Origin of the sequence: Kitasatospora sp. NPDC101155, assembly GCF_044768305.1 — a bacterium.
In the GTDB taxonomy this organism is placed as follows: domain Bacteria; phylum Actinomycetota; class Actinomycetes; order Streptomycetales; family Streptomycetaceae; genus Kitasatospora.
In genome coordinates this window covers 1-21,840 of sequence record NZ_JBIWPN010000057.1, presented here as the reverse complement: position 1 = coordinate 21,840, position 21,840 = coordinate 1, and the positions used below count along the sequence as shown (strand labels likewise).

Sequence of the window (21,840 nt, the reverse complement as noted above, 5' to 3'; positions counted from 1 at the left end):
GCCGCCCCCGGCCACCCACCCTCCCGAAAGCCCCCACCACACAAACACCCCAAACCGCTACCGCACCGCGATGAACGCGTCCGCACCCCGCTCCGCCCGCTCCCGCGGCGCCTCCGCCGGCCGGCCGACCGCCACGGCCCCCATCGGGTCCCACCCGTCCGGCAGTTCCAGCGCCGCCCGGACGGTGTCACGGCAGAACATGGTGGACGACACCCAAGCAGAGCCGTAGCCCTCACCCGTGAGCGCGACCAGCAGGTTCTGCACGGCCGCGCCGGCGGCGACGGTGAACATCTCCCGCTCCGCCGCGGCCCGGCGCCGGTCGGGGTAGTCGTGGGAGCCGTCCATCACCAGGCAGGGCACCACCAGGTACGGCGCGTCGCGCAGGACGTTGCCGCGGGCGGTGCGGCGGGCGATCTTGGCGTCATCCCAGCCGTCGAGTTCGCGCAGGTCGCGCTGCCAGGCCGCGAGCATCGCGTCCAGCAGCCGAACCCGGGTCTCGGCGGACTCCAGCAGGACGAACCGCCACGGCGTCGTGTGGTGCGGGGCCGGCGCGGTGACGGCGGCGGCGACGGCGCGGCGGACGGCGGCCGGGTCGACCGGGTCGGCGGTGAAGGCGCGGACGGTGCGCCGCAGGGTGACCGCCTGGCGCAGCGCCTCGGAGGTGCCGAGCCGGAACATGTCGTCGACGGCGGGCCGCACCAGCGGCCGGGTGCCGGCGCCGTCCTCGGCGGTGACGAGGTGTCCGAGGCCGCGCACGACCGCGACCGGGACGCCGGTGGCCTTGCCCTTCACCAGGTCGGCGGCGGCGGCGAGTTCGTCGGCGGTGGCGGTGACGGTGAGGACCAGCTCGTTGCCGTGGCTGTCGGTGCGGCCCCGGTGGTCCTCCAGGACGGACAGTCCGGCGGCGCCGATCGCGACGTCGGTGAGCCCGTTGCGCCAGGGCCGTCCGAAGGTGTCGGTGACGAGGACGGCGAGCCGGCAGCCGGTGAGCCGCTGGAGCCGGGCCCGCAGCGCGCGCGCCGAGGCGTCCGGGTCCTCGGGGAGCAGCAGGACGGTGCCGGGGGCGGTGTTGGAGGCGTCGACCCCGGCGGCGGCCATGACGAAGCCGTTGCGGTTCTCGACGATCCGGGCCGGGCCGCGCCGGGCGACCACCCGGACGGTCTCGGCGTCGATCGCCGCGTCGCGGTCGGTGGCGCGCAGCAGTCGGCCCTCGGCCTTGCTGACGATCTTCGAGGTGACCAGCAGGATGTCGCCGTCCTGGTACGTCCCGGCCTTGGCGATCAGCTCGGCGAGGTCGGCGCCCGCGTCGACCTCGGGGATCCCCTCGACGCCGAGGACCTCCAGCGAGGCGGTCACTTGCGCACCTGCTCCGCCAGTGTGAGCGCCGCCCGGGCCATCTCGGCGGTGGCCTCGACGTCGGTCATCAGCAGCGGGACGGCCCAGCAGGCGATCCCGGCGGCCTCGACGGCGGCGACGGCGTTCTCGTCCGCGGTGTCCACCAGCCAGCCGTCGATCAGCGCCGGGCCGTAGTTGAGCGCGACCGCCTCGGCGGTGGCCTCGACGCCGACGGCGGCGAGCACCTTGTCGGCCATGCCGCGCACGGGCGCCCCGCCGATGATCGGGGAGAGCCCGACCACCGGGGCCGGTGCGGCGGCGACGGCCTCCCGGATGCCGGGGACGGCCAGGATGGTGCCGATCGAGACGACCGGGTTGGACGGCGGGAAGAGGATGACGTCGGCCTCGGCGATGGCCTCCAGCACCCCGGGCGCGGGCTTGGCGGTGTCCGCGCCGACCGGGATGATCGCCTCGGCGTCGACGGCGGCGTGCAGCTTGACCCAGTACTCCTGGAAGTGGATCGCCCGGGTGCCCTGCTCGTCGGTGATCCGCACGTGGGTCTCGACCCGGTCGTCGCTCATCGGGAGCAGTCGCACGCCGGGCTTCCACCGCACGCACAGCGCCTCGGTGACCTGGCTGAGGCTGTACCCGGCGGTGAGCATCTGGCTGCGGACGAGGTGGGTGGCGAAGTCCCGGTCGCCGAGCCCGAACCATTCGGGGCCGACGCCGTACTCCTTCATCTCGGCCTTGATCGACCAGGTCTCGTCGGTCCGGCCCCAGCCCTGTTCCTCATGGATCCCGCCGCCGAGGGTGTACATCACGGTGTCGAGGTCGGGACAGACCTTGAGGCCGTAGAGGTGGATGTCGTCGCCGGTGTTGCCGATGACGGTGATCTCGTCCTGCGGTCCGACCGCCGCGAGGAGTCCGCGCAGGAAGCGCGCCCCGCCGATTCCGCCTGCCAGTGCCACGATGCGCATGGGGTCATCCTGCCACGGTCGGACTCTTCGTCAGCCGCGCTCAATGCCTCTCGGCCTGCGTCCGCGGGTGCGGCTCCGGGTGCGGCTGGAGGTGCTGCTCGGGGACGGCGGTGGCGGCGCCGTACTGGTTCATCTCGGTCAGGCCCGGGGTGTAGAGGTGGATGGAGACGGCGGGTTCGAGCGCGCCGTTGACCACCTCGTGCAGGTAGCCGGAGGAGAACACCCGCTGGCCGCCGGGGCGCAGGGTGCGGGAGCCCTCGCCCGTGTGGGTCAGGGAGCGCTCGATCAGCTCGCCCTGGACGACGGTCAGCACACCGGAGGACTCACCGTGGTCGTGGAAGCCGCTGCTCTGGCCGGGCAGCCAGCTGAGCAGCCAGACCTCGTAGCCGGGGCCGGTCTCCAGCCGGGCGTACCAGCGGGTGAGCGCGTCGTAGCGGACCAGCGGCTCCCAGCGGGCGCGGTCGGCGGCGATCTCGCGCACCAGCCGGGCGTACTCGGCGACGGTGCCGGGGTGCCCGGGCAGGTCGGTGCGGGCGAGGTGGGGGAAGGCGAGCGGGTCGCCGGCGATGGAGACGTCGCTGAGCCCGTCCGTCCAAGGACGGGTGGGGGCGAGGCCCAGGCGGGCGAGCTTGTTGCGGTCGCGGTTCCGTTTGCGGATGGTGCGCACAGGAGTCGTCCTCGGAGGAGTCGGCTGGTTCGTCGGGATCAGCCGGATCCGGGATGTCCTGGGACGGGAATCGCGGGCGGCCTCTGTGTGTCCTGGGGCGGCGCGCGGTGGGACGCGGGCGCCTAGATACAGCAGGAACAGAGGCGACAACAAGAGTTCACGGCACGGCGGAGGGTGGAACCGCTCCGGGGGCTGGCGAACTCTGACATAGGGGCAAGGACACCGCACGCGCGGGGTCGGTGTCAAACCGGAGGATGCGGCATTCGAGTGGGTTAGGTCCGGATCTTGCCCTGATGGGGCGATTCATCACTCTCTATGTTTCGATGGGAAGATCGCCGGGAAGGCAGGCCGATGACCGGCCTGTGACGGTGACCGGGCGTCATTCCGCGAGTGGTTGTGGACGGTTCGATGCCATCCGAGGCTTTCGTGCCGAAAGTCCGATGTGTCCGGATATGTACACTATTCGTAACTGTTTGGTGCCAGGGAGTGAATCCCGGCCTCAATACCAGAGCTCGGCTTGACTGGGCCAGAGTGACGCAACTGTAATTTCACTCGTGTCGTCGGCCGCACGAGGCAACGGCAACCACGGGGACGCCAAGTAGGGGCAGAGGAGGCGCGCCACATGAGCGAGCTCTTTGAGCTGTTGATCGGGGACGGCATCGCGGAGGACGAGGAGGAACTCGGTTGGCAGGAGCGCGCGTTGTGCGCCCAGACCGACCCGGAGTCCTTCTTCCCCGAGAAGGGCGGCTCGACCCGCGAGGCCAAGAAGGTCTGCCTCGCCTGCGAGGTCCGCTCGGAGTGCCTGGAGTACGCCCTCGCCAATGACGAGCGCTTCGGCATCTGGGGCGGCCTCTCCGAGCGCGAGCGCCGTCGGCTCAAGAAGAGCGCGGTCTGACCGGGGCGACCCCCGACCCCGCTGACCCTCCGACAACGACGGACAACCACACAGCTGAACGAGCGCCTCACCGCGACGGTGGGGCGCTTTCGTGTTCCCGGGCAGTTCTTCCGGTGCTCCCGGACCCCTCCTCCACCGCCTCCGCACCGGCACCGCGCACGAGGCGGCCGTCCGGAGCCGTTAGTGTGGTGCGCCATCCGGTTGCCGTTCACCGGCTGTGTCCACCGAGAACTGGGGCCCACGCACTCGATGACCGTCTACAGCCACCAGAGCGGCTTCACCGCTTCCAGGCCGCCCGCCTACCCGCGTCACCTGGTCACCGCGGTGATCGTCTCGCACGACGGCGCCCGCTGGCTGCCGCAGGCCCTGGCCGGCCTGCTCGGCCAGGACCGTCAGGTCCAGCGGATCCTCGCGGTCGACACCGGATCCACCGACAACTCCCCGCAACTGCTCGCGAAAGCCCTCGACGACTTCGGCCTCGCCGACGGGATGCCCGAGAGCGGCCCGCTGATCCTCGGCCGCCGGGCCGGCTTCGGCACCGCCGTCGCCGAGGCCGTCTTCAACAGCCCGCCGCTGCGTCCCGAGGACCTCCCGTACCGGCTCGACCCCTCCGGCTACGACCCGGTCACCGGCGGCTGGGACGACTTCGGCGACCCGCTCGCCCAGGAGGACGACCTCGGCCGCGGCGGCCCGCGCGAGACCCAGCCGGTCGAGTGGCTCTGGCTGCTGCACGACGACTGCGAACCGCAGACCGACGCGCTGCGCCGCCTGCTCCAGGTCGCCGACTCCACCCCCAGCGCCGGCGTGGTCGGCCCCAAGCTGCGCAGCTGGTACGACCGCCGCCAGCTCCTTGAGGTCGGCGTGACGATCGCCCGCTCCGGCCGCCGCTGGACCGGCCTCGACCGCCGCGAGCAGGACCAGGGTCAGCACGACCAGGTCCGCCCGGTGCTCGCCGTCTCCAGCGCCGGCATGCTGGTGCGCCGGGACGTCTTCGAGGAGCTCGGCGGCTTCGACAAGGCCCTCCCGCTGATGCGGGACGACACCGACTTCTGCTGGCGGGTCAACGCCGCCGGTTACCGCGTGGTGATCGCCCCCGACGCCGTGCTGCGGCACGCCGAGGCGGCCAGCCGTGAGCGCCGCGCCATCGACTGCGGCTCCTCCCACCCGCACCGGGTGGACAAGGCCGGCTCCGTCTTCACCCTGCTCGCCAACTGCAAGGGCGCGCTCTTCCCGTACGTGCTGCTGCGCCTGGTGCTCGGCACCCTGCTGCGGGCCGTCACCAACCTGCTCGGCAAGGACCCGCGCCAGGCCGTCGACGAACTGGCCGGCCTCGGCCACGAACTCATCCGCTTCCCGCGGGTGCTGGCCGCGCGCAAACGACGCTCCCGGACCAGGGCGGCGGACGCCCTGGACGACCGCACGCTCTTCCCGGCCCCCGGCGCCACCGCCCGGCTGGCCGTCGAGGGCGTCATCGGCTCGCTCGGGATAGGGGGCGGCGACGACACCGGCAGCCGGCACGGCAGCGTCGAGGCCGGCGGCGACGAGGAGTCCGAGGACCTGGTCGTCGAGCAGTTCGCACTGCTCAAGAAGCTGGCCCGGCGCCCCGCGCCGGTACTGTTCGCCGCCCTGCTGGTGTTCGCCCTGGTCGCCTGCCGCAGCCTGCTCGGCGGCGGCGAGCTGTTCGGCGGCGCGCTGCTGCCCGCCTCCGACGGCGCCGGCGGCCTCTGGTCGATGTACGCGGACGCCTGGCACCCGATCGGCACCGGCTCCACCGCCGCCGCACCGCCGTACCTCGGCGTGCTCGCGGTGTTCTCCTGGCTGCTGTTCGGCCACGCCGACCTCGCGCTCACCGTGCTGGTCGTGCTCACCGTCCCGCTCTCCGCGGTCAGCGCCTACCTGGTGTCCCGGCCGCTGCTGGCCTCCAAGCTGGTCCGCGCCTGGGCCAGCGCCACCTACGCGCTGCTGCCCGCCGCGACCGGCGCGCTCGCCCAGGGCCGGATCGGCACCGCCGTCCTCGCCGTGCTGCTGCCCCCGCTGGCCCGCGCCGCCGCGATCGCGGCCGGCCTCGGCATCCGCGCGGAGAGCGCCGCCAAGGGCGCCCGCCCCGGCTGGCGGCCGGTCTGGATGACCGTCCTGCTGCTCACCCTGACCACCGCCTTCGTCCCGCTGACCTGGGCGCTCGCGGTGCCGCTGTGCCTGGCCACGCTGGTCGTCGCGGTGCTGCGCGGCGGCGCCTTCGGCTCCGGCGGTACGGCGCTGCGGCTGCTCGGCCTGCGCGTGCTGGTGATCCTCGCGGTGCCGGTCGCCGTGCTGGCCCCCTGGTCCCTGAAGGTGCTGTCGCACCCGCAGTGGCTGCTGCTGGAGGCCGGACTGCCCGGCCTGCACGGCACCGGAGCGAGTGCGGCCGGCCTGCTGCTGGTCAACCCGGGCGGCGCCGGGGTGCCGCCGGTCTGGCTCTCCGCCGGTGTGGTGCTCGCCGCGCTCGCCGCGCTGCTGCGCGCCGACCGCCGCCGCGCGGTGCTCGCCGCCTGGGGCGCGGCCGGCGCCGGCCTGGTCTTCGCGGTCGCGGTGGCCGGCACCTCCGTCACCCCGGCCTCCGGCGGCCCGGCGGTGCCCGCCTGGGCCGGCCCGGCCACCCTGATCGCCGGGATCGCCCTGCTCGCCGCCGCCGCGATCGGCGCCGACGGCGCCAACGCCCGCGTCGCCGGGATCGCCTTCGGCTGGCGCCAGCCGGTCGCCGCCCTGGTGGTGGCCGCCGCCGTGCTGGCCCCGCTGGGCACCGGCCTGTGGTGGGCGCTGACCGGTGCCGGCGGCCCGCTGCACCGCGGCGACGCCGGCCAGGTGCCCGCCTTCATCGCCGAGGAGGCCGGCACCACCGACCGGTCCCGCACCCTCGTCGTCACCGGGGAGAAGGGCGCCGTCCGCTACACCGTGGTCCGCGGCGCCGGCCTGACGCTCGGCCAGGCCGAGTCCACCGTCGACCCGGCCACCGGCACCCAGGACGGACTCAACAAGATGGTCGGCAGCCTGCTGGCCGGCTCCGGCGCCGACCAGGCGAACGCCCTGGCCGGCTACGGCATCGCCTACGTCCTCGTCCAGCGCCCGGTGATCGACGCCTTCAAGGGCGTCCTGGACACCACCCCCGGCCTGGTCAAGGCCAACCAGGACGGCGACGCCGCGCTCTGGCAGGTCAACGGCGCCCCGGCGGTCCGCGCGGTGATCACCGCTCCGGGCGCCGACCCGGTGGTCGTCCCGGCCGGCGTGCGCGACCTCGGCGCCACCGTCCTGGCCGGCCCGGACGGCCGGGTGCTGCGCCTGGCCGAGGCCGCCGCCCCCGAGTGGAAGGCCACCGTGGACGGCACCGCCCTGGAGCCCACCACGGTGGACGGCTGGGCGCAGGGCTTCAAGCTCCCGGCCGCCGGCGGCAAGCTGTCCGTCACCCGTGAGGGCAGCCTCGCCCACACCGGCTGGATCTGGGCCCAGGTGCTGCTCGGCCTCACCATCCTGGTGCTGGCCCTGCCCGGCCGCCGCAGCCACAAGGACGACGACCTGCCCGAGGAGGTGGTGGCCGCCGCCGCGCTGGCCGCCGCCGCCCAGGCGCAGGCCCCCGCCCCCGGCAGCCGCCGGGCCCGCCGGATGGCCGAGCGCGGCGAGGGCGCCGAGCCCGGCGCCGAGGAGCCCGGGGTGTACGAGGGCCGGCCGGGCGCGGTCCCGGCCCAGCCGGCCGGCGAGCCGGTGACCGAGGCGGTCCAGGCGGCCGCCGCCGTCCAGGAGGCCGAGCCGTACACCGACCCGTACCAGACCTACCAGCAGGCCGACCCGTACAGCTACGACCAGTACGCGGCCCAGCAGCCGGTGGCCGCGCCGTACGGCGGCCAGGGCTACGACACCCAGGGGTACGACGGGCAGCAGCAGGCCTACCCGCAGCAGGGCTACGAGCAGTACCAGCAGGGCCAGTACGGCTACGACCCGTACCAGCAGCAGCCCGAGCAGCACCAGCAGCCCTGGCTGCCGGGCCAGCAGCAGGGCGAGCCCTACTACGACCCGAACGACCCAGGCGGCCGGTACCCGCACCAGCACGGATCGGGGAGCTGACCCGCGATGAAGAAGCCCGCTTTCAGGAAGAAGTCCGCCGACCGGGCCGAGGAGGCCTTCGAGCCGGCCGAGGCCTTCGAGCCCGCCGGGGCCTTCGAGCCCGCCGGGGCCTACGAGCCCGCGGAGTCGGCCGAGCCCGCCCGCGCCGAGGCGAAGGCCCCCGGCCGGTCCGCGGGGACGAAGACCACCCAGTCCCTGCTGGCCGCGGCCGTGGTGCTCGCGGCGGTGTTCGGGATCGCCCAGGTCCGCCAGCCGGCCGGCCCGGCCAAGGCGGACGCTGTCGCCCCGGCCACCGCGCAGGTCGAGCGGACCGCGGCGGTCTGCCCGCAGCCGCTCCAGGGCCTGACCGGCTCGACCACGCTCTCCGCCTACACCCCGCCCGGCACCGGCTCGGCCACCGGCGGCGCCGGCTGGCTCTCCGACCAGGCCGCCCCCGCCACCCCGCCGACCACCGCGCCCTCGGCCACCCCGACGGCGGGTGCCCCGGCGACCCCTGCCCCGAGCGGCTCGGGCGCCCCGGCGGCCCCGGCCCCGGACAAGAACGCCGCGCCCGCCGACGCCAAGCTGACCGTCACCAAGCCCGGCACCCCGGCCACCGGCCCGGCCACCAACGGCGACGCCGCGCCCGGCACCGGGGCCGTCGCCACCGGCGCGCTCGCCCCCGGCTTCACCGTCACCCAGACCACCGTGGTCACCGAGCAGCGCGGCCTGGGCCTGTCCGGCCTCACGTGCACCCCGGCCGGCACCGACTTCTGGTTCGCCGGGGCCAGCACGGCCGGCGACCGGGTCGACTACGTCAGCCTGGTCAACACCGAGTCCTCCGCCGCCGTGGTCGACATCAAGCTGTACGGCGACAAGGGTCTGATCGACAACGACGCCGCCAACGGCATCACCGTCGCCCCCGGCAGCTCGCAGTCGGTGCTGCTGTCCACCATCAGCAAGGGCGCCGTCACCGACCTCGCCGTGCACGTGGTGGCCCGCTCCGGGCGGGTCGGCGCGGCGCTGCACGCCGCCGACGGCAACAAGGGCGCCGACTGGATCCCCGCGTCGGCCGACCCCGCCGCCACCCAGGTGCTGCCCGGCCTGCCCGCCGACACCTCGGCGGCCCGCCTGGTGGTCTGGGCGCCGCCGGAGGACGACGCCGACCTGAAGATCCAGCTCTCCGGCAAGAACGGCTGGTTCACCCCGGCCGGCAACGAGTCGATCCACGTCAAGGCGGGCATGGTGGCCGCCGTCGACCTCGGCAAGATCACCCGCGACGAGGTCGCCGGGCTGCGGCTGTCGCCCAGCGACGACAAGCACCCCACCCCGATCGTGGCCGGCCTGCGGGTCGACCGTACGGGCAACAACGGCAAGAGCGACGCAGCCTGGCTCACCGGCAGCAACCCGATCGGTGCCCGGGCCACCGTCGCCGACAACCGCGCCGGGGCCTCCACGCTGTTCCTGACCTCCACCGGCGACGCCGCCACCGTCAAGGTCACCGGCTCGGCCGGCAGCGGCGGCGGCACCCCGGCGACCAAGGAGGTCCAGATCCCGGCCGGCGGCACGGTGGCCGTCCCGGCGCCCGAGCCCGCCGGGCTGAACGGCGTCTTCGCGCTCACCGTGGAGACCGAGTCCGGCGGCCCGGTGGTGGCCGCCCGGATGCTCGCCATCCCCACCAAGGACGTGCCGATGTTCACCGTCCAGGCACTGCGCGACGACCACAGCACCGTCAAGGTCCCGCAGGCCGCCCAGGACCCGGCCGTCGTCCTGCGCTGACCGCACGCCAGGGGCGGGCACCCGTTCGCGGGTGCCCGCCCCCGGCTGTCACTCCTCGCTCGCCTCCGGGCGCTCTCGACCCGGTGTCGACGCTCTTCGTTCCGGCACTTGCTGCGCTCGCTTGTCGCTCGTCGCTTTCGACACCGGCGCGCCCTTCGGCTCCCGAGGGGGTCACTCCTCGTCGTAGCGCGGGTCGATCGCGTCCGGCGACAGCCCCAGCAGCTCGGCCACCTGCTCGATCAGGATCTCGTGCACCAGCGCCGCCCGGTCCTCCCGGGTCTTCGCCCGGATCTCCACCGGCCGCCGGTACACCACGATCTGGCTCTTGCGCCCCTTCTCGCCCGGCGACACCCGGCCCAGCGGCACGCCGTCCTCGGTGTCGGCGCCGCCCGCCTCGTGCAGCGGCACCTCCTGGACGGCGAACTCCACCTCGATCAGCTGCGGCCAACGCCGCTCCAGCCGCTCCACCGACTCGCGCACGTAGTCGTCGAAGAGTTCGGAGCGGGTGAGCGAGATCGGCACCTGGGGCGGCGCCAGGGGGCCGCGCAGCCCTCTGCCGTGCCGGTCGCGGTGCCGGGGGCGGCGCGAGGGCCCTGTCGATGACTGCGGTGCGGAGCTGTCCATATCACTGCCGAGAGTAGTCCTTGGACGGTCGGAAGTGGACCACTCCGGCGGGGAAACGCCCGGGGGATCGGCGCACTGACGAGCGTGCGGCGGGCGACACGGCACCGCCTCCGGGCAGGCGGTCTTCGCTCCCCGGCGGGGAGTGCGGTACCGTCCACCCTCGTGAGCTCTGTACGTCGTTGTTCGCGGACCGCGTGCGGCCGACCGGCCGTCGCGACGCTGACGTACGTCTACGCGGACTCCACCGCCGTACTGGGCCCGCTCGCCACCTACGCCGAGCCGCACTGCTACGACCTGTGCGCCGAGCACGCCGAGCGGCTCACCGCCCCGCGCGGCTGGGAGGTCGTCCGGCTCGCCGCCGAGGCCGGGCCGCTGCGCCGCAGCAGCGACGATCTGGAGGCCCTCGCCAACGCCGTGCGCGAGGCCGCCCGCCCGCCGACCCCCCGTCATGGCCGCGCCACCGAGGGCGAGTCCACCGAGGGCGGTCGCCGCGGCCACCTCCGGGTTCTGCGCTCTCCCGACAACTGACGCATCACCCGGCACGGAGTGTTCGCCCGGCCCGGGTACGCTGCCCGTCTGACGTCACCGTGACCCGTCGACCGGACGGCCCGGTGGCCCGACGTATCGATCAGCACAGAACCAGGGTGGAGCCGCAGTGCGCGACCTCAAGCAGCTCGTGAAGGCGTACGACGTCCGAGGCGTCGTCCCGGACCAGTGGGACGAGAGCCTCTCCCGGGCCTTCGGAGCCGCCTTCGTGCAGGTCACCGGCGCGTCCGCGATCGTGGTCGGCCACGACATGCGCCCCTCCTCCCCGTCGCTCAGCCGGGCCTTCGCCGAGGGCGCCGCGGCCTACGGCGCCGACGTGGTCGAGATCGGCCTCTGCTCGACCGACCAGCTCTACTACGCCAGCGGCAAGCTCGACCTGCCCGGCGCGATGTTCACCGCCAGCCACAACCCGGCCCAGTACAACGGCATCAAGCTCTGCCGGGCCGGCGCCGCCCCGGTCGGCCAGGACACCGGCCTGGCCGAGATCCGCGAGCTGGTCGAGTCCTGGACCGCCGAGGACGACACCGTCACCGTCCCGGCCAAGGACGTCGAGCCCGGCGTGCTCTCCGAGCAGGAGACCCTGCGTGGTTACGCCGACCACCTGCTGGGCCTGGTCGACCTCACCGCGATCCGCCCGCTCAAGGTCGCGGTGGACGCCGGCAACGGCATGGGCGGCCACACCGTGCCGACCGTCTTCGACGGCCTGCCGATCGAGCTCGTCCCGATGTACTTCGAGCTGGACGGCACCTTCCCCAATCACGAGGCCAACCCGCTCGACCCGAAGAACCTGGTCGACCTGCAGGCCAAGGTCCGCGAGGTCGGCGCCGACATCGGCCTGGCCTTCGACGGCGACGCCGACCGCTGCTTCGTCGTCGACGAGCGCGGCGAGCCGGTCTCCCCGTCCGCCATCACCGCCCTGGTCGCCGTCCGCGAGATCGCCCGCGCCAAGGCCGCCGGCGAGGCCGAGCCGACCGTCATCCACAACCTGATCACCTCCTGGACCGTCCCCGAGGTGGTCCGCGAGCTCGGCGCCACCCCGGTGCGTACCCGGGTCGGCCACTCCTTCATCAAGCAGGAGATGGCCGTCACCGACGCCGTCTTCGGCGGCGAGCACTCCGCGCACTACTACTTCCGCGACTTCTGGCGCGCCGACACCGGCATGCTGGCCGCGCTGCACGTGCTGGCCGCGCTCGGCGGGCAGCAGGGCACGCTCTCCGCGCTGACCGCCGAGTACGACCGCTACGCCGCCTCCGGCGAGATCAACAGCACCGTCGCCGACCAGGCCGACCGCTCGGCCGCCGTCCGGGCCGCCTACGCCGGCCTGGAGGGCACCACCGTGGACGAGCTGGACGGCCTCACCGTGGCCGGCCCGGACTGGTGGTTCAACCTGCGCGCCTCCAACACCGAGCCGCTGCTGCGCCTCAACGTCGAGGCCAAGGACCCGGCGAAGATGGCCGAGCTGCGCGACGGCGTGCTCGCCATCGTCCGCGCCTGACCGAGCGCCGCTGAGCGAAGCGCGCCTGGAAACAGGCCCCAGTGCCCCGGCCGGTAGGGTTGCCTATCGGCCGGGGCACCTCCGTGCCACCCCCGAACTTTGGAGAGCCCCATGAAGCTCGAATCCTTCCTGCTGGAGATCCTGGTCTGCCCGCAGTGCCGGGCCGCGCTCGCCGAGGGCGGCACCGAGGAGCAGCCCGAGCTGGTCTGCACCGGCGCGGACTGCGGCCTCGCGTACCCGGTCCGGGACGGCATTCCGGTCCTCCTGGTGGACGAGGCCCGCCGCCCGGCCTGATCCTGGGAAGCCCCCACCCGCGCCCGCCGCCCACAAGACAGCCGGAGGCCTGCCGCATGCTCGACGACACCCTGCTCGACGACCCGGCCGCCCTCCAGCGCGCCGACCGCGACCGCGCCCTGCTGGCCCTGGCCGGCGCCGGCGCCCGGGTCCGCACCGCGCTGCGGCAGGCCGACGCGGCCGGCCTCGACCGGCTGCGCCCGGACGGCCGCCCGCGCGCCGTCCTGGTCGCCGGGCACGGCAGCGCCCTGACGGCGGGCGAGATCCTGGCCGCGCTGGCCGGGTCCGCCAGCCTGGTCACCCCGCTGCCGCCGACCGAGGCCGCCGCCCCGCGCACCGACCGGACCGGCGCACCGCCCGCCTTCACCGCCGGACTCGGCTGGCAGCTGCCCGGCTGGGCCGGCCCGCTCGACCTGCTGGTGATCAGCTCCGCCGACGGCGGCGAGCAGGGCCTGATCAGCCTCGCCGAGCAGGCGTACGCGCGCGGCTGCGCCCTCGTCGTCACCGCTCCGGCGGGCAGCCCGCTGGCCGAGGCCGCGCTCCAGGTGCGCGCGCTGCCGCTGCCGTACACGGCCTCGGTGCTGCCCGACGAGGGCCTGCCGGCCGTGCCGGCCGCCGAGCCGGACCTCCCGGCCGAGGACCCGGCCGCGCTCTGGTCCCACCTGACCCCGATGCTGGCGCTCGCCCAGAAGCTCGGCCTCACCCAGCTGCCGTACGACGCCTTGTCGAGCGTCGCCGACCTGCTGGACGCCGCCGCCGTGCGCTGCCGCCCGGACGCCGCCGCGTACACCAACCCGGCGAAGGGGCTGGCCGCCCGGCTGGCCGGGACCGTCCCGCTGCTGTGGGCCGAGGGCCCGATCGCCGGGGCGGCCGCCGCCCGGTTCGCCGCCCAGCTGGCCGACCGGGCCGGGCGTCCGGCGCTGGCCGGGCCGCTGCCGCAGGTGCTCACCGCCCACCGTGGCATGTTCACCGGCCAGTTGGGCGCGGGCGCGGACCCGGACGACTTCTTCCGCGACCGGGTCGAGGAGCCCGACCCGCTGCACCTGCAGGTCCTGCTGCTGCGGCACGTCCCCGGCACCGGTTCGCCGGAGGAGCCGGAGGGCCCGGCCGAGGTGCCGGAGGACGACGTGCGCCCGCGCAGCTTCGGCGTCAGCCGCGCGCACCGGTTGGCCGCCGCCCACGACGTCCGGCTGACCGAGTACGCGAGCACCCTGGCGGACCCGCTGCTCGCGCTGGCCGACCTGATCGCGCTGACCGACTTCGCCGCCGTCTACCTGGGGCTCGCCGCCGCGCAGTCCTGAGCCGGCTGCCGCTACTCTCGGCGCATGAGCGCAGAGGGCGGGACGAAGGCACTGGTCGCGGCGCTGTCAGCGAACCTGGCGATCGCGGTGGCCAAGTTCACCGCCTTCGTCTTCACCGGCTCCTCCTCGATGCTGGCCGAGGGCGTGCACTCGGTGGCCGACTCCGGCAACCAGGTGCTGCTGCTGGTCGGCGGCAGGCGGGCGCGCCGGGCGGCGGACGAGGAGCACCCGTTCGGGTACGGCCGCGAGCGTTACGTGTACGGCTTCCTGGTGGCCATCGTGCTGTTCACCGTTGGCGGCCTGTTCGCGATCTACGAGGGCTGGCACAAGGTCAGCCACCCGGAGGCGCTGGACTCCTGGGGCTGGGCGGTCGGCGTGCTGGTCTTCGCCATCGCGATGGAGGGCTGGTCCTTCCTCACCGCGATGCGCGAGTCCGCCAAGGCCAAGGGCCGTCAGGGCTGGGTGCAGTTCATCCGCACCGCCAAGGCGCCGGAGCTGCCGGTGGTGCTGCTGGAGGACACCGGCGCGCTGATCGGCCTGGTGTTCGCGCTGTTCGGCGTCTCGCTCACCGTGATCACCGGCAACGGCGTCTGGGACGGCGTCGGCACCCTGTGCATCGGCGCGCTGCTGGTGGTGATCGCCGTGGTGCTCGCCCTGGAGACCAAGTCGCTGCTGCTCGGCGAGTCCGCCGACAAGGAGTCGGTGCGGCGGATCCGCGCCGCGCTGGTGGACGGCGAGGCGGTCACCGGGGTGATCCACATGCGTACCCTGCACCTCGGCCCGGAGGAGTTGCTGATCGCCGCCAAGGTCTCCGTCAACGCGCAGGACAGCGCCGCCCGGGTGGCGCAGGCGATCGATGCGGCCGAGGAGCGGGTCCGCGTCGCCGTCCCGATCGCCCGGGTGATCTACCTGGAACCGGACGTCTACAGCGCGGAGAAGGCCGCCGCGGGCGAGGACCCGGCCGCCACCCCGGGCGGGCCCGGCCCCGGCGCGGCGCACTGACGGACCGTCCCGGCCCCGGCTGGTGTCCGGGTCGAGCGGCGGTCGGATCCGCGACCCAAATCGGTCATCGACGGACGGCCGGTGGGGCCGCCGGTGTAGATTCGTCACCAGAGCCAGAACGTCGCTGCTGATGGCGGTCGATCGGCGGTCCGTGCCCGTAGGGTGTGCGCCGGTCGAGGGAGAGAGGTCCTCCGACGGTTTGTGCTGCGCAGCAGGGAGTCGGCCCGCCACCGCGGGATCCGGCAGCCCCGGCGTAGCCGTGCGTCCGTACGGCCCGCCATGCGCGACACATCCGGACCATGGCCGTGCCCCACCCCATCAGCGAGGAGCAGACGCATGTCGACCGACATCACCGGTGACTTCAAGGTCGCCGACCTTTCCCTGGCGCCGTTCGGCCGCAAGGAGATCCAGCTGGCCGAGCACGAGATGCCCGGCCTGATGGCGATCCGCGCCGAGTACGCCGAGTCGCAGCCGCTGGCCGGCGCCCGGATCACCGGCTCGCTGCACATGACCATCCAGACCGCCGTGCTGATCGAGACCCTGACGGCGCTCGGCGCCGAGGTCCGCTGGTGCTCCTGCAACATCTTCTCCACCCAGGACCACGCGGCCGCCGCCATCGCCGTCGGCCCGGAGGGCACCCCGGAGAACCCGCAGGGCGTGCCGGTCTTCGCCTGGAAGGGCGAGACCCTGGAGGAGTACTGGTGGTGCACCGAGCAGGCGCTGACCTGGCCTGACGGCCAGACCCCGAACATGATCCTGGACGACGGCGGCGACGCCACCCTGCTGATCCACAAGGGTGTCGAGTTCGAGAAGGCCGGCACCGCTCCGGACCCGTCCACCGCGGACAACGACGAGTTCCGGATCATCCTGGAACTGCTCAACCGCACCCTCAAGGACACCCCGAACAAGTGGACCGAGGTCGCCTCCACCATCAAGGGCGTGACCGAGGAGACCACCACCGGTGTCCACCGCCTGTACGAGATGCACCGTGACGGCAAGCTGCTGTTCCCGGCGATCAACGTCAACGACTCGGTCACCAAGTCGAAGTTCGACAACAAGTACGGCTGCCGCCACTCGCTCATCGACGGCATCAACCGCGCCACCGACGTCCTGATCGGCGGAAAGGTCGCGGTCGTCTGCGGCTACGGCGACGTCGGCAAGGGCTGTGCCGAGTCGCTGCGCGGCCAGGGCGCCCGCGTCATCGTCACCGAGATCGACCCGATCTGCGCGCTCCAGGCGGCGATGGACGGCTACCAGGTCGCCACCCTGGACGACGTCGTCGAGACGGCCGACATCTTCATCACCACCACCGGCAACAAGGACATCATCCTGGCCTCCCACATGGAGCGGATGAAGCACCAGGCCATCGTCGGCAACATCGGTCACTTCGACAACGAGATCGACATGGCCGGCCTGGCGCAGCTGCCGGGTGTCGTGAAGACCGAGGTCAAGCCGCAGGTCCACGAGTGGCGCAAGGCCGACGGCCGCACCATCATCGTCCTCTCCGAGGGCCGCCTGCTGAACCTGGGCAACGCGACCGGCCACCCGTCCTTCGTGATGTCCAACTCCTTCGCGAACCAGACGATCGCCCAGATCGAGCTGTTCACGAAGACCGAGCAGTACCCGATCGGCGTCTACGTGCTGCCGAAGCACCTGGACGAGAAGGTCGCCCGCCTGCACCTGGACGCGCTGGGCGTGAAGCTGACCACCCTGACCCAGGACCAGGCCGACTACATCGGCGTCCCGGTCGAGGGCCCGTACAAGCCGGAGCAGTACCGCTACTGATGCGGTGAGCCGCCGCTGACGCGGTGACAGGCGAACGCCGGTGGCCGGCACCCCCTGTGGGTGACAGGCCACCGGCGTGTCCGGCGCGCGGTCGGTCGTCCGGTCGTTTCAGCGGACGAACACGTCGGTGGTCCAGTCGCGCTCGTTCACGCCGATCGGCTCGGCGCGCGAGAGCAGCCCGGACAGCCCACCGATCTGCTCCAGGGCCGGCGGCGTGCCTCCGAAGGCGTCGGCGCAGATCCACACCTCGTTCCGGGACTCGCAGGTCGGGGCCGGGGTGGGGTGCCCGGTCGGCATCGAGCCGGGTTCGTCCGTGTCCGGCCGCAGTTCGAGGGTGACGATCTTCCCCTGGACCTTGAAGTGCAGGTAGAGGTTCCAGGCTCCCCGGCCGCCCGGGTCCGGGCGGGAGAGCTGCACCAGGTCGGGCGTTCCGAACTCCTCGGGCAGGCCGGTGAACTGGACCGGCAGCGGGACGTCCCGGTGTCCGTACTTGACGCCGTTGGCCACCTTGAGCAGCACGTCGCGACTGGTCTGCTCCGGGGTGCCGTTGCTCGCGATGAGTTCCGCCCAGCGGCCCGAGGGGGTCAGCCAGCGCAGCGACCACGTCTGCTTCCCGCCCGACAGGGTCGCCCAGTAGGCCGTCCGCCCGTCGATCGGCGGGGCGTCCTCGCGCACCAGGTGCATGCCGCGCGGGAACAGCTGGTTCTCCATCGGCGGCTCGACTCCGGCTGGGTAGAGCTGGAGGTCCAGGCGCGGGATGTTCCGGCCGGTGTCCTTGTTCGCGGAGTAGATGCCCTGGGCCTGGATCTCGCGGTCGATCCGGCCCGGTTGGTCCACCCAGTCGGGCAGCCAGCCGTAGGAGACCTCGGTGCTGAGCGGGTCCGCGGCGGCTCGGGTGGCGGTCGACGTCGGAGCCGGGGTCGGCGTCGCCGTCGCGGTGACCGCCGGGAGGGTCTGCACCGCCGGTGTCGTGTTGCCGGGCTTCATCAGCATCGTGGCCGTGAGGGCGGCGGCCGCCACGACGGCCACCGCGCCGGCCGTGGCCCGGTGCCGGCGGTGCCGGCGGGCCCGTCCCCGGGCGATGGACGCGGTGATGTCGAAGGCCGCGGGCGGCGCCGGCTCGTCGGCCAGGGCCGACAGGGCGGCGGTCAGCTCGTAGTGATCGGTGGCGGTCATGACGTCCTCTCTGCGAGGGCCGGGACGGGAACGAGACTGCGACGGAGGGTGTCCAGGGCGCGGGAGCTCTGGCTCTTCACGTTGCCGGAGGAGCAGTTCAGTGCCTCGGCCGCCTGATCGATCGACAGATCGCAGTAGTACCGGAGCACGACCGTCGCGCGCTGGCGCGGCGGGAGCGCCGCCAGGGCCTTTCGCAGGTCGAGCGAGACGTCCAGGTCGATGCTCGCGGCCGCGATGTCCGGGTCGGTGCCGGTCCGTACCGTGCGGCGCCACCAGGAGGTGCGCTGCTCGGCGAGGAAGGTGTTCACCAGCGTCCGGCGGGCGTAGCCGTCCACGTTCTGCGCGCGGCTCGCCTTCGCCCAGTGCACGTACAGCTTGGTGATGGTCTCCTGCACCAGGTCGTCGGCCCGGTGCCAGTCCCCGCACAGCAGATAGGCGACCTTCCGCAGCCAGCCGCTCCGGGAGGCCACGTACTCCGTGAACTCCGCGTCGCGTGTCTGCTTCGCCATCCGCACCCCCTCTCGTCGTGGCGGCGGCGCCTCTCCTGCGCCGTCCACCCCACTAATGCGCGGAGCTCCGGAGAATGTTGCACGGGGGCGCGGACGTAGGCTTTCGGGCATGCCCAACGGTCGGTACTCGCTCCACGACACTCATGACCACGTGCTGCTCGGCGAGGAGCGCTTCAGCTGCGCGCCCGGGGCGGCCGGGTGGCGGTACGTCTCCAAGACCTACGCGCCGGACGGCCGGGTGGTCGGCAGCGTCGACCTCACGCTGGACTCGCGCGCCCGGCCGCTGCGGATGGAGCTGCGGGCCGGCGGCTGGCAGGTGCGCGGCGGTGCGGTGGACGGGGTGGCCTGGGTCCGTACCGACGCGGCGGACCCGGGCGGCGCGTCGGCGGTGGAGGGGCACGACCGGGCACACGGCTTCACCGGGCGCTCGCCGGGCTTCCTGGTCGCCACCGCCCGGATGCTGCGGCTGCGGGAGGGGGCGAGCGCGCGGGTGCGGCTGGTGGCGTTCACCGAGCCGGTGCTGGCGCCGCGGACCTTCGACCAGGGGTGGCTGCTGGAGGGCGTCGACACCCATGAGACGGACTCCGGGCCGCTGCTCGTCGAGCGGTACCAGGTGGCTGACCTGGAGACGGGGGAGCAGCAGGTCGTGCACCTGGCGGGGGACGTGGTGCTGGCGGCGGAGGGGATCGAGCTGGAGGAACTGGCGTCGCCGCCGAACGCCTGGCCGGTGGGGGAGTAGGGGGCGACCGGGCTCAGGCGGGCGGGGCGAAGCCGGTGTCGGGGGCGGGCTTGTCGAGGGACAGGGCTGTGGGGGGCACGGGTGCTGCCGGGGCGGGGGCCGAGACGGGGGCGGCCGGCGCGGGCGCGGGCGTCCCGAGGACGCGGTGAGGCCGGCCGTCGAATGGGGCCGCCGGTGCTGCGGGTGCCGTCGGGGCGGCCATGTGCGCGGCCATCTGCGCCGCGAACTGCTGCTGGGCGCGCAGCCATTCCCGGCGCTGGCGCTCGGTGAGCACCGCGCCCAGGTAGGCGGCCGGGTGCAGCCCCGGCGGTATCGGGTGGCCGGTCCGGGCGGACAGGTCCCCGGCCAGCCCGACGGCCATCCGGTGTGCGACGGAATGATCCAACTGTCCTATCCGGCCGAGCAGTTGGCGGATCGCGAGCCAGAGCGGCTCGGGCACCGCGGACAGGTCCATCGCGACCAGCTCGCGGCCCATGTCGTGGAGCAGCTGCGGGTGTACCTGGGGCAGCGGGTTGGTCGGCCCGCCCGCACCCGGGGTGCGCTCGCGGACGACCACCGTCCCGGCGAAGATGTCGCCGAGCCGCTTGCCGTCCGAGTTCACCGCCGAGGTGATCACTGCCGCGGCGCCGGTGGTCACGATCAGTTCGATGAAGCCGACCAGCCCGCGCACCAGCGAGTGCCGGAACCGGACCGGGCCGCCGTCGGTGCGTACCACCCGCAGGCCGAGTGCGGCCTTGCCGAGTGAGCGCCCGTGGGTGAGGGTCTCGATCATCACCGGCAGACCGACCAGGAAGAACACCATCAGGCCGAGCAACGAGGCCGCCGCGGCGGCGCCGTCGAGGTCGATCAGGGTGACGCTCAGTACCAGCGAGACGATGAACAGGGCGGCGAACTCGACGAGCAGGTCGAGCACGATCGCCAACGCCCTGCTCGGAAGCTTCGCCGTCTGCAGGTCGAGGACGACCGCCTCACCCGTCACCAGGTCGCTCAAGACACCTGTCCGTTCACGCTCGTGCGGGGAAGAGGGGAGTTCGAATGGATCGGCCCCCACGACCCGCTCTCCACAATCCGATCCGCAGCCGCCAACATACGGCGCCCGGTGGGCGCACGGGAAGTGAGATCCCGACGGCCGTGGCGGCGACGGCTCCTGGCATGCTGGGCCGCACGTGTCCGTACGTACCTGCTCGACCGCGTACGCGCGCCACGCGCCCACCGCAGACCATGGAGCCGCCGAATGGACCTGGACGTCTTCGTCGCCACCCACCAGGGGGAGTGGGCCCGGCTGGACGCCCTCGCCCGTCGGCGCCGGCTCAACGGCGAGGAGGCCGACGAGCTGGTGGGGCTGTACCAGCGCGCCACCGGCCACTTGGCCAAGGTCCAGGCCGCAGCGCCGGATCCGGCCGTGGTCAGCCGGTTGACCGGTCTGGTGTCGCGGGCCCGCAGCGCGGTGACCGGCGCCCGGACCAACGGTTGGCAGGACGTCGCCCGCTACTACACGGTGAGCTTCCCGGCCGCGCTGTACCGCGCCCGCCGCTGGTGGGTGCCGGTGGCGGTGGTGTCGATGATCGCCACCGCACTGCTCGCCTGGTGGATGGCGACCCACCCGGAGGTCCGCAACAGCCTCATCGCCCCCGACGAGCTGCGGGAGCTGACCCGCCCCGGCGGCCAGTACGAGGCGTACTACTCGGACCGGCCGGCCAGTTCCTTCGCGGCGCAGGTCTGGACGAACAACGCCTGGATCGCCGTGCAGTGCCTGCTGTACGGAATCGCGCTGGGCATTCCGGTCCTGTGGGTGATGTGGAGCAACGTGGTCAACCTCGGCATCGGGGTCGGACTGATGGCCTCCGCCGGCCGGCTCGACACCTTCCTCGGCCTGCTCATTCCGCACGGCCTGCTGGAGCTGACCGCGGTCTTCGTGGCCGGCGGCTTCGGCCTGCGTCTCGGCTGGACCGTCATCGACCCCGGCCCGCGCACCCGTACCGTGGCGCTGGCGGAACAGGGCCGCTCGATCATCGGGATGTCGATGGGTCTGGCGACCGTACTGGCGGTCTCCGGCGTCCTCGAAGCCTTCGTGACCCCGTCCGGTCTGCCCACGTGGGCGCGCATTTCCATCGGCGTGCTGGCCGAGGTGGCCTTCCTTCTGTACGCCCTGGTGTTGGGCCGAAAGGCTGCCGAGGGCGGAGAGTCCGGTGACGTGCATGCGGCCGATCGGGCGGACCTGCAGCCCGTCGCGGCCTGAGCCGGCGTGATCAACAGGCCGCTGACCTGCTACTCTTCTCGCATCCCGACCAAACCATTGACGTGGCGAGGGTGGGCTAGTAGGTTTGAACGGTTGGGACTGACTGGACAACGGTCGGGCCCGGGCGTTAGTGTCTACGACACCGCCGAAATCGAGGCGAGCGCGTTTCACGGAATGCGCGCCCCCGACGAAGCAAATCCAGCGGACTGAGCACACCGAAAGCTTTGATAGGCTTCGGAGCGAAGTTTGAAGGAAATCCCGCCAGCGGGAATTCGGAGAAAACGAAGCCGGTAAGAACGGCCGAGAAGATCTGATAAGCTGGAAACACGAAAGAACGAAGCGCCCGGAGGGCCCGCTGGAAGGCGGTCCGAAGGAAGCGTCCGTTCCTTGAGAACTCAACAGC

18 protein-coding genes are annotated in these 21,840 nt (G+C 73.4%); 11 read left to right on the top strand and 7 right to left on the bottom strand.

Going from position 1 to position 21,840, the window contains the following annotated elements:
* Positions 1-57: 57 nt before the first annotated feature.
* From ACIRYZ_RS40490 to ACIRYZ_RS40480, 3 genes are read right to left on the bottom strand one after another with little or no spacing between them, the layout of a single operon-like run.
* On the bottom strand, positions 58-1,356 hold the full coding sequence (locus tag ACIRYZ_RS40490) for a coenzyme F420-0:L-glutamate ligase (protein ID WP_402953653.1): 1,299 nt from the start codon (positions 1,354-1,356) through the stop codon (positions 58-60).
* Complete coding sequence (gene cofD / locus ACIRYZ_RS40485; RefSeq protein ID WP_402953652.1) at positions 1,353-2,312, bottom strand: 2-phospho-L-lactate transferase; 960 nt, start codon at positions 2,310-2,312, stop codon at positions 1,353-1,355. The genes ACIRYZ_RS40490 and cofD overlap by 4 nt, the downstream gene beginning before the upstream one ends.
* Positions 2,313-2,352: 40 nt before the next feature.
* The gene (locus ACIRYZ_RS40480) at positions 2,353-2,931 is read right to left on the bottom strand and encodes a cysteine dioxygenase (protein WP_402953670.1); all 579 of its coding nucleotides are present in this window, start codon (positions 2,929-2,931) and stop codon (positions 2,353-2,355) included.
* Positions 2,932-3,601: 670 nt separating this feature from the next.
* Here ACIRYZ_RS40480 and ACIRYZ_RS40475 point away from each other — a divergent pair.
* The 3 genes from ACIRYZ_RS40475 to ACIRYZ_RS40465 all read left to right on the top strand — a co-directional run bounded on the left by ACIRYZ_RS40475 (position 3,602) and on the right by ACIRYZ_RS40465 (position 9,727).
* Positions 3,602-3,874, top strand: a complete 273-nt coding sequence (locus ACIRYZ_RS40475) for a WhiB family transcriptional regulator (RefSeq protein ID WP_030062195.1) — start codon at positions 3,602-3,604, stop codon at positions 3,872-3,874.
* 249 nt (positions 3,875-4,123) lie between these two features.
* Positions 4,124-7,969 carry a glycosyltransferase family 2 protein gene (locus ACIRYZ_RS40470; RefSeq protein ID WP_402953651.1) on the top strand — a complete coding sequence of 1,282 codons (3,846 nt, stop codon included), beginning with the start codon at positions 4,124-4,126 and terminating at the stop codon, positions 7,967-7,969.
* 6 nt (positions 7,970-7,975) lie between these two features.
* A complete protein-coding gene (locus ACIRYZ_RS40465; RefSeq protein ID WP_402953650.1) occupies positions 7,976-9,727 on the top strand; it encodes a DUF5719 family protein in 1,752 nt (583 codons plus the stop codon).
* A 171-nt stretch (positions 9,728-9,898) separates the two neighbouring features.
* On the opposite strand, the gene ACIRYZ_RS40460 is transcribed toward ACIRYZ_RS40465, so the two are convergent.
* On the bottom strand, positions 9,899-10,351 hold the full coding sequence (locus ACIRYZ_RS40460; protein WP_380613556.1) for a metallopeptidase family protein: 453 nt from the start codon (positions 10,349-10,351) through the stop codon (positions 9,899-9,901).
* Positions 10,352-10,435: 84 nt separating this feature from the next.
* On the opposite strand from ACIRYZ_RS40460, the gene ACIRYZ_RS40455 reads away from it, so the two are divergent.
* From ACIRYZ_RS40455 to ahcY, 6 genes are all read left to right on the top strand, one after another.
* Entirely contained in the window at positions 10,436-10,879 is a 444-nt protein-coding gene (locus ACIRYZ_RS40455; protein ID WP_393037238.1) for a DUF3499 domain-containing protein, read from the top strand.
* A gap of 127 nt (positions 10,880-11,006) precedes the next feature.
* Positions 11,007-12,392, top strand: coding sequence for a phosphomannomutase/phosphoglucomutase (locus ACIRYZ_RS40450; RefSeq protein WP_402953649.1), 1,386 nt, complete (start codon positions 11,007-11,009; stop codon positions 12,390-12,392).
* 111 nt (positions 12,393-12,503) lie between these two features.
* Positions 12,504-12,686 (top strand): Trm112 family protein, encoded by a 183-nt coding sequence (locus ACIRYZ_RS40445; protein WP_097237660.1) that lies wholly within the window; start codon positions 12,504-12,506, stop codon positions 12,684-12,686.
* Between the two features lie 56 nt (positions 12,687-12,742).
* Positions 12,743-13,987 carry an SIS domain-containing protein gene (locus tag ACIRYZ_RS40440; RefSeq protein ID WP_402953648.1) on the top strand — a complete coding sequence of 415 codons (1,245 nt, stop codon included), beginning with the start codon at positions 12,743-12,745 and terminating at the stop codon, positions 13,985-13,987.
* A gap of 24 nt (positions 13,988-14,011) precedes the next feature.
* Complete coding sequence (locus tag ACIRYZ_RS40435; RefSeq protein WP_402953647.1) at positions 14,012-14,989, top strand: cation diffusion facilitator family transporter; 978 nt, start codon at positions 14,012-14,014, stop codon at positions 14,987-14,989.
* A gap of 336 nt (positions 14,990-15,325) precedes the next feature.
* The gene (gene ahcY, locus ACIRYZ_RS40430; protein WP_402953646.1) at positions 15,326-16,774 is read left to right on the top strand and encodes an adenosylhomocysteinase; all 1,449 of its coding nucleotides are present in this window, start codon (positions 15,326-15,328) and stop codon (positions 16,772-16,774) included.
* 108 nt (positions 16,775-16,882) lie between these two features.
* Here the strand turns inward: ahcY and ACIRYZ_RS40425 are convergent, their stop codons facing one another.
* Complete coding sequence (locus ACIRYZ_RS40425) at positions 16,883-17,950, bottom strand: hypothetical protein (protein ID WP_402953645.1); 1,068 nt, start codon at positions 17,948-17,950, stop codon at positions 16,883-16,885.
* A complete protein-coding gene (locus ACIRYZ_RS40420; protein WP_402953644.1) occupies positions 17,947-18,459 on the bottom strand; it encodes a SigE family RNA polymerase sigma factor in 513 nt (170 codons plus the stop codon). Before ACIRYZ_RS40420 ends, ACIRYZ_RS40425 begins: the two co-directional genes overlap by 4 nt.
* A gap of 109 nt (positions 18,460-18,568) precedes the next feature.
* Between ACIRYZ_RS40420 and ACIRYZ_RS40415 the strand changes: the two genes are divergently transcribed.
* The gene (locus ACIRYZ_RS40415; protein WP_402953643.1) at positions 18,569-19,198 is read left to right on the top strand and encodes a hypothetical protein; all 630 of its coding nucleotides are present in this window, start codon (positions 18,569-18,571) and stop codon (positions 19,196-19,198) included.
* Between the two features lie 13 nt (positions 19,199-19,211).
* Here the strand turns inward: ACIRYZ_RS40415 and ACIRYZ_RS40410 are convergent, their stop codons facing one another.
* Positions 19,212-20,189 (bottom strand): RDD family protein, encoded by a 978-nt coding sequence (locus tag ACIRYZ_RS40410; protein WP_402953642.1) that lies wholly within the window; start codon positions 20,187-20,189, stop codon positions 19,212-19,214.
* A gap of 243 nt (positions 20,190-20,432) precedes the next feature.
* Between ACIRYZ_RS40410 and ACIRYZ_RS40405 the strand changes: the two genes are divergently transcribed.
* Entirely contained in the window at positions 20,433-21,437 is a 1,005-nt protein-coding gene (locus tag ACIRYZ_RS40405) for a stage II sporulation protein M (RefSeq protein WP_402953641.1), read from the top strand.
* Positions 21,438-21,840: the final 403 nt, after the last annotated feature.

What these genes read in the sequence shown, in the direction of transcription:
- ACIRYZ_RS40475 (WP_030062195.1), top strand. Translation starts at nt 3,602, where the DNA reads ATGAGCGAGCTCTTTGAGCTGTTGATCGGGGACGGCATCGCGGAGGAC.
- ACIRYZ_RS40405 (WP_402953641.1), top strand. Translation starts at nt 20,433, where the DNA reads ATGGACCTGGACGTCTTCGTCGCCACCCACCAGGGGGAGTGGGCCCGG.
- ACIRYZ_RS40425 (WP_402953645.1), bottom strand. Translation starts at nt 17,950, where the DNA reads ATGACCGCCACCGATCACTACGAGCTGACCGCCGCCCTGTCGGCCCTG.
- ACIRYZ_RS40445 (WP_097237660.1), top strand. Translation starts at nt 12,504, where the DNA reads ATGAAGCTCGAATCCTTCCTGCTGGAGATCCTGGTCTGCCCGCAGTGC.
- ahcY (WP_402953646.1), top strand. Translation starts at nt 15,326, where the DNA reads ATGTCGACCGACATCACCGGTGACTTCAAGGTCGCCGACCTTTCCCTG.
- ACIRYZ_RS40470 (WP_402953651.1), top strand. Translation starts at nt 4,124, where the DNA reads ATGACCGTCTACAGCCACCAGAGCGGCTTCACCGCTTCCAGGCCGCCC.
- ACIRYZ_RS40415 (WP_402953643.1), top strand. Translation starts at nt 18,569, where the DNA reads ATGCCCAACGGTCGGTACTCGCTCCACGACACTCATGACCACGTGCTG.
- ACIRYZ_RS40420 (WP_402953644.1), bottom strand. Translation starts at nt 18,459, where the DNA reads ATGGCGAAGCAGACACGCGACGCGGAGTTCACGGAGTACGTGGCCTCC.
- ACIRYZ_RS40460 (WP_380613556.1), bottom strand. Translation starts at nt 10,351, where the DNA reads ATGGACAGCTCCGCACCGCAGTCATCGACAGGGCCCTCGCGCCGCCCC.
- cofD (WP_402953652.1), bottom strand. Translation starts at nt 2,312, where the DNA reads ATGCGCATCGTGGCACTGGCAGGCGGAATCGGCGGGGCGCGCTTCCTG.
- ACIRYZ_RS40435 (WP_402953647.1), top strand. Translation starts at nt 14,012, where the DNA reads ATGAGCGCAGAGGGCGGGACGAAGGCACTGGTCGCGGCGCTGTCAGCG.
- ACIRYZ_RS40465 (WP_402953650.1), top strand. Translation starts at nt 7,976, where the DNA reads ATGAAGAAGCCCGCTTTCAGGAAGAAGTCCGCCGACCGGGCCGAGGAG.
- ACIRYZ_RS40440 (WP_402953648.1), top strand. Translation starts at nt 12,743, where the DNA reads ATGCTCGACGACACCCTGCTCGACGACCCGGCCGCCCTCCAGCGCGCC.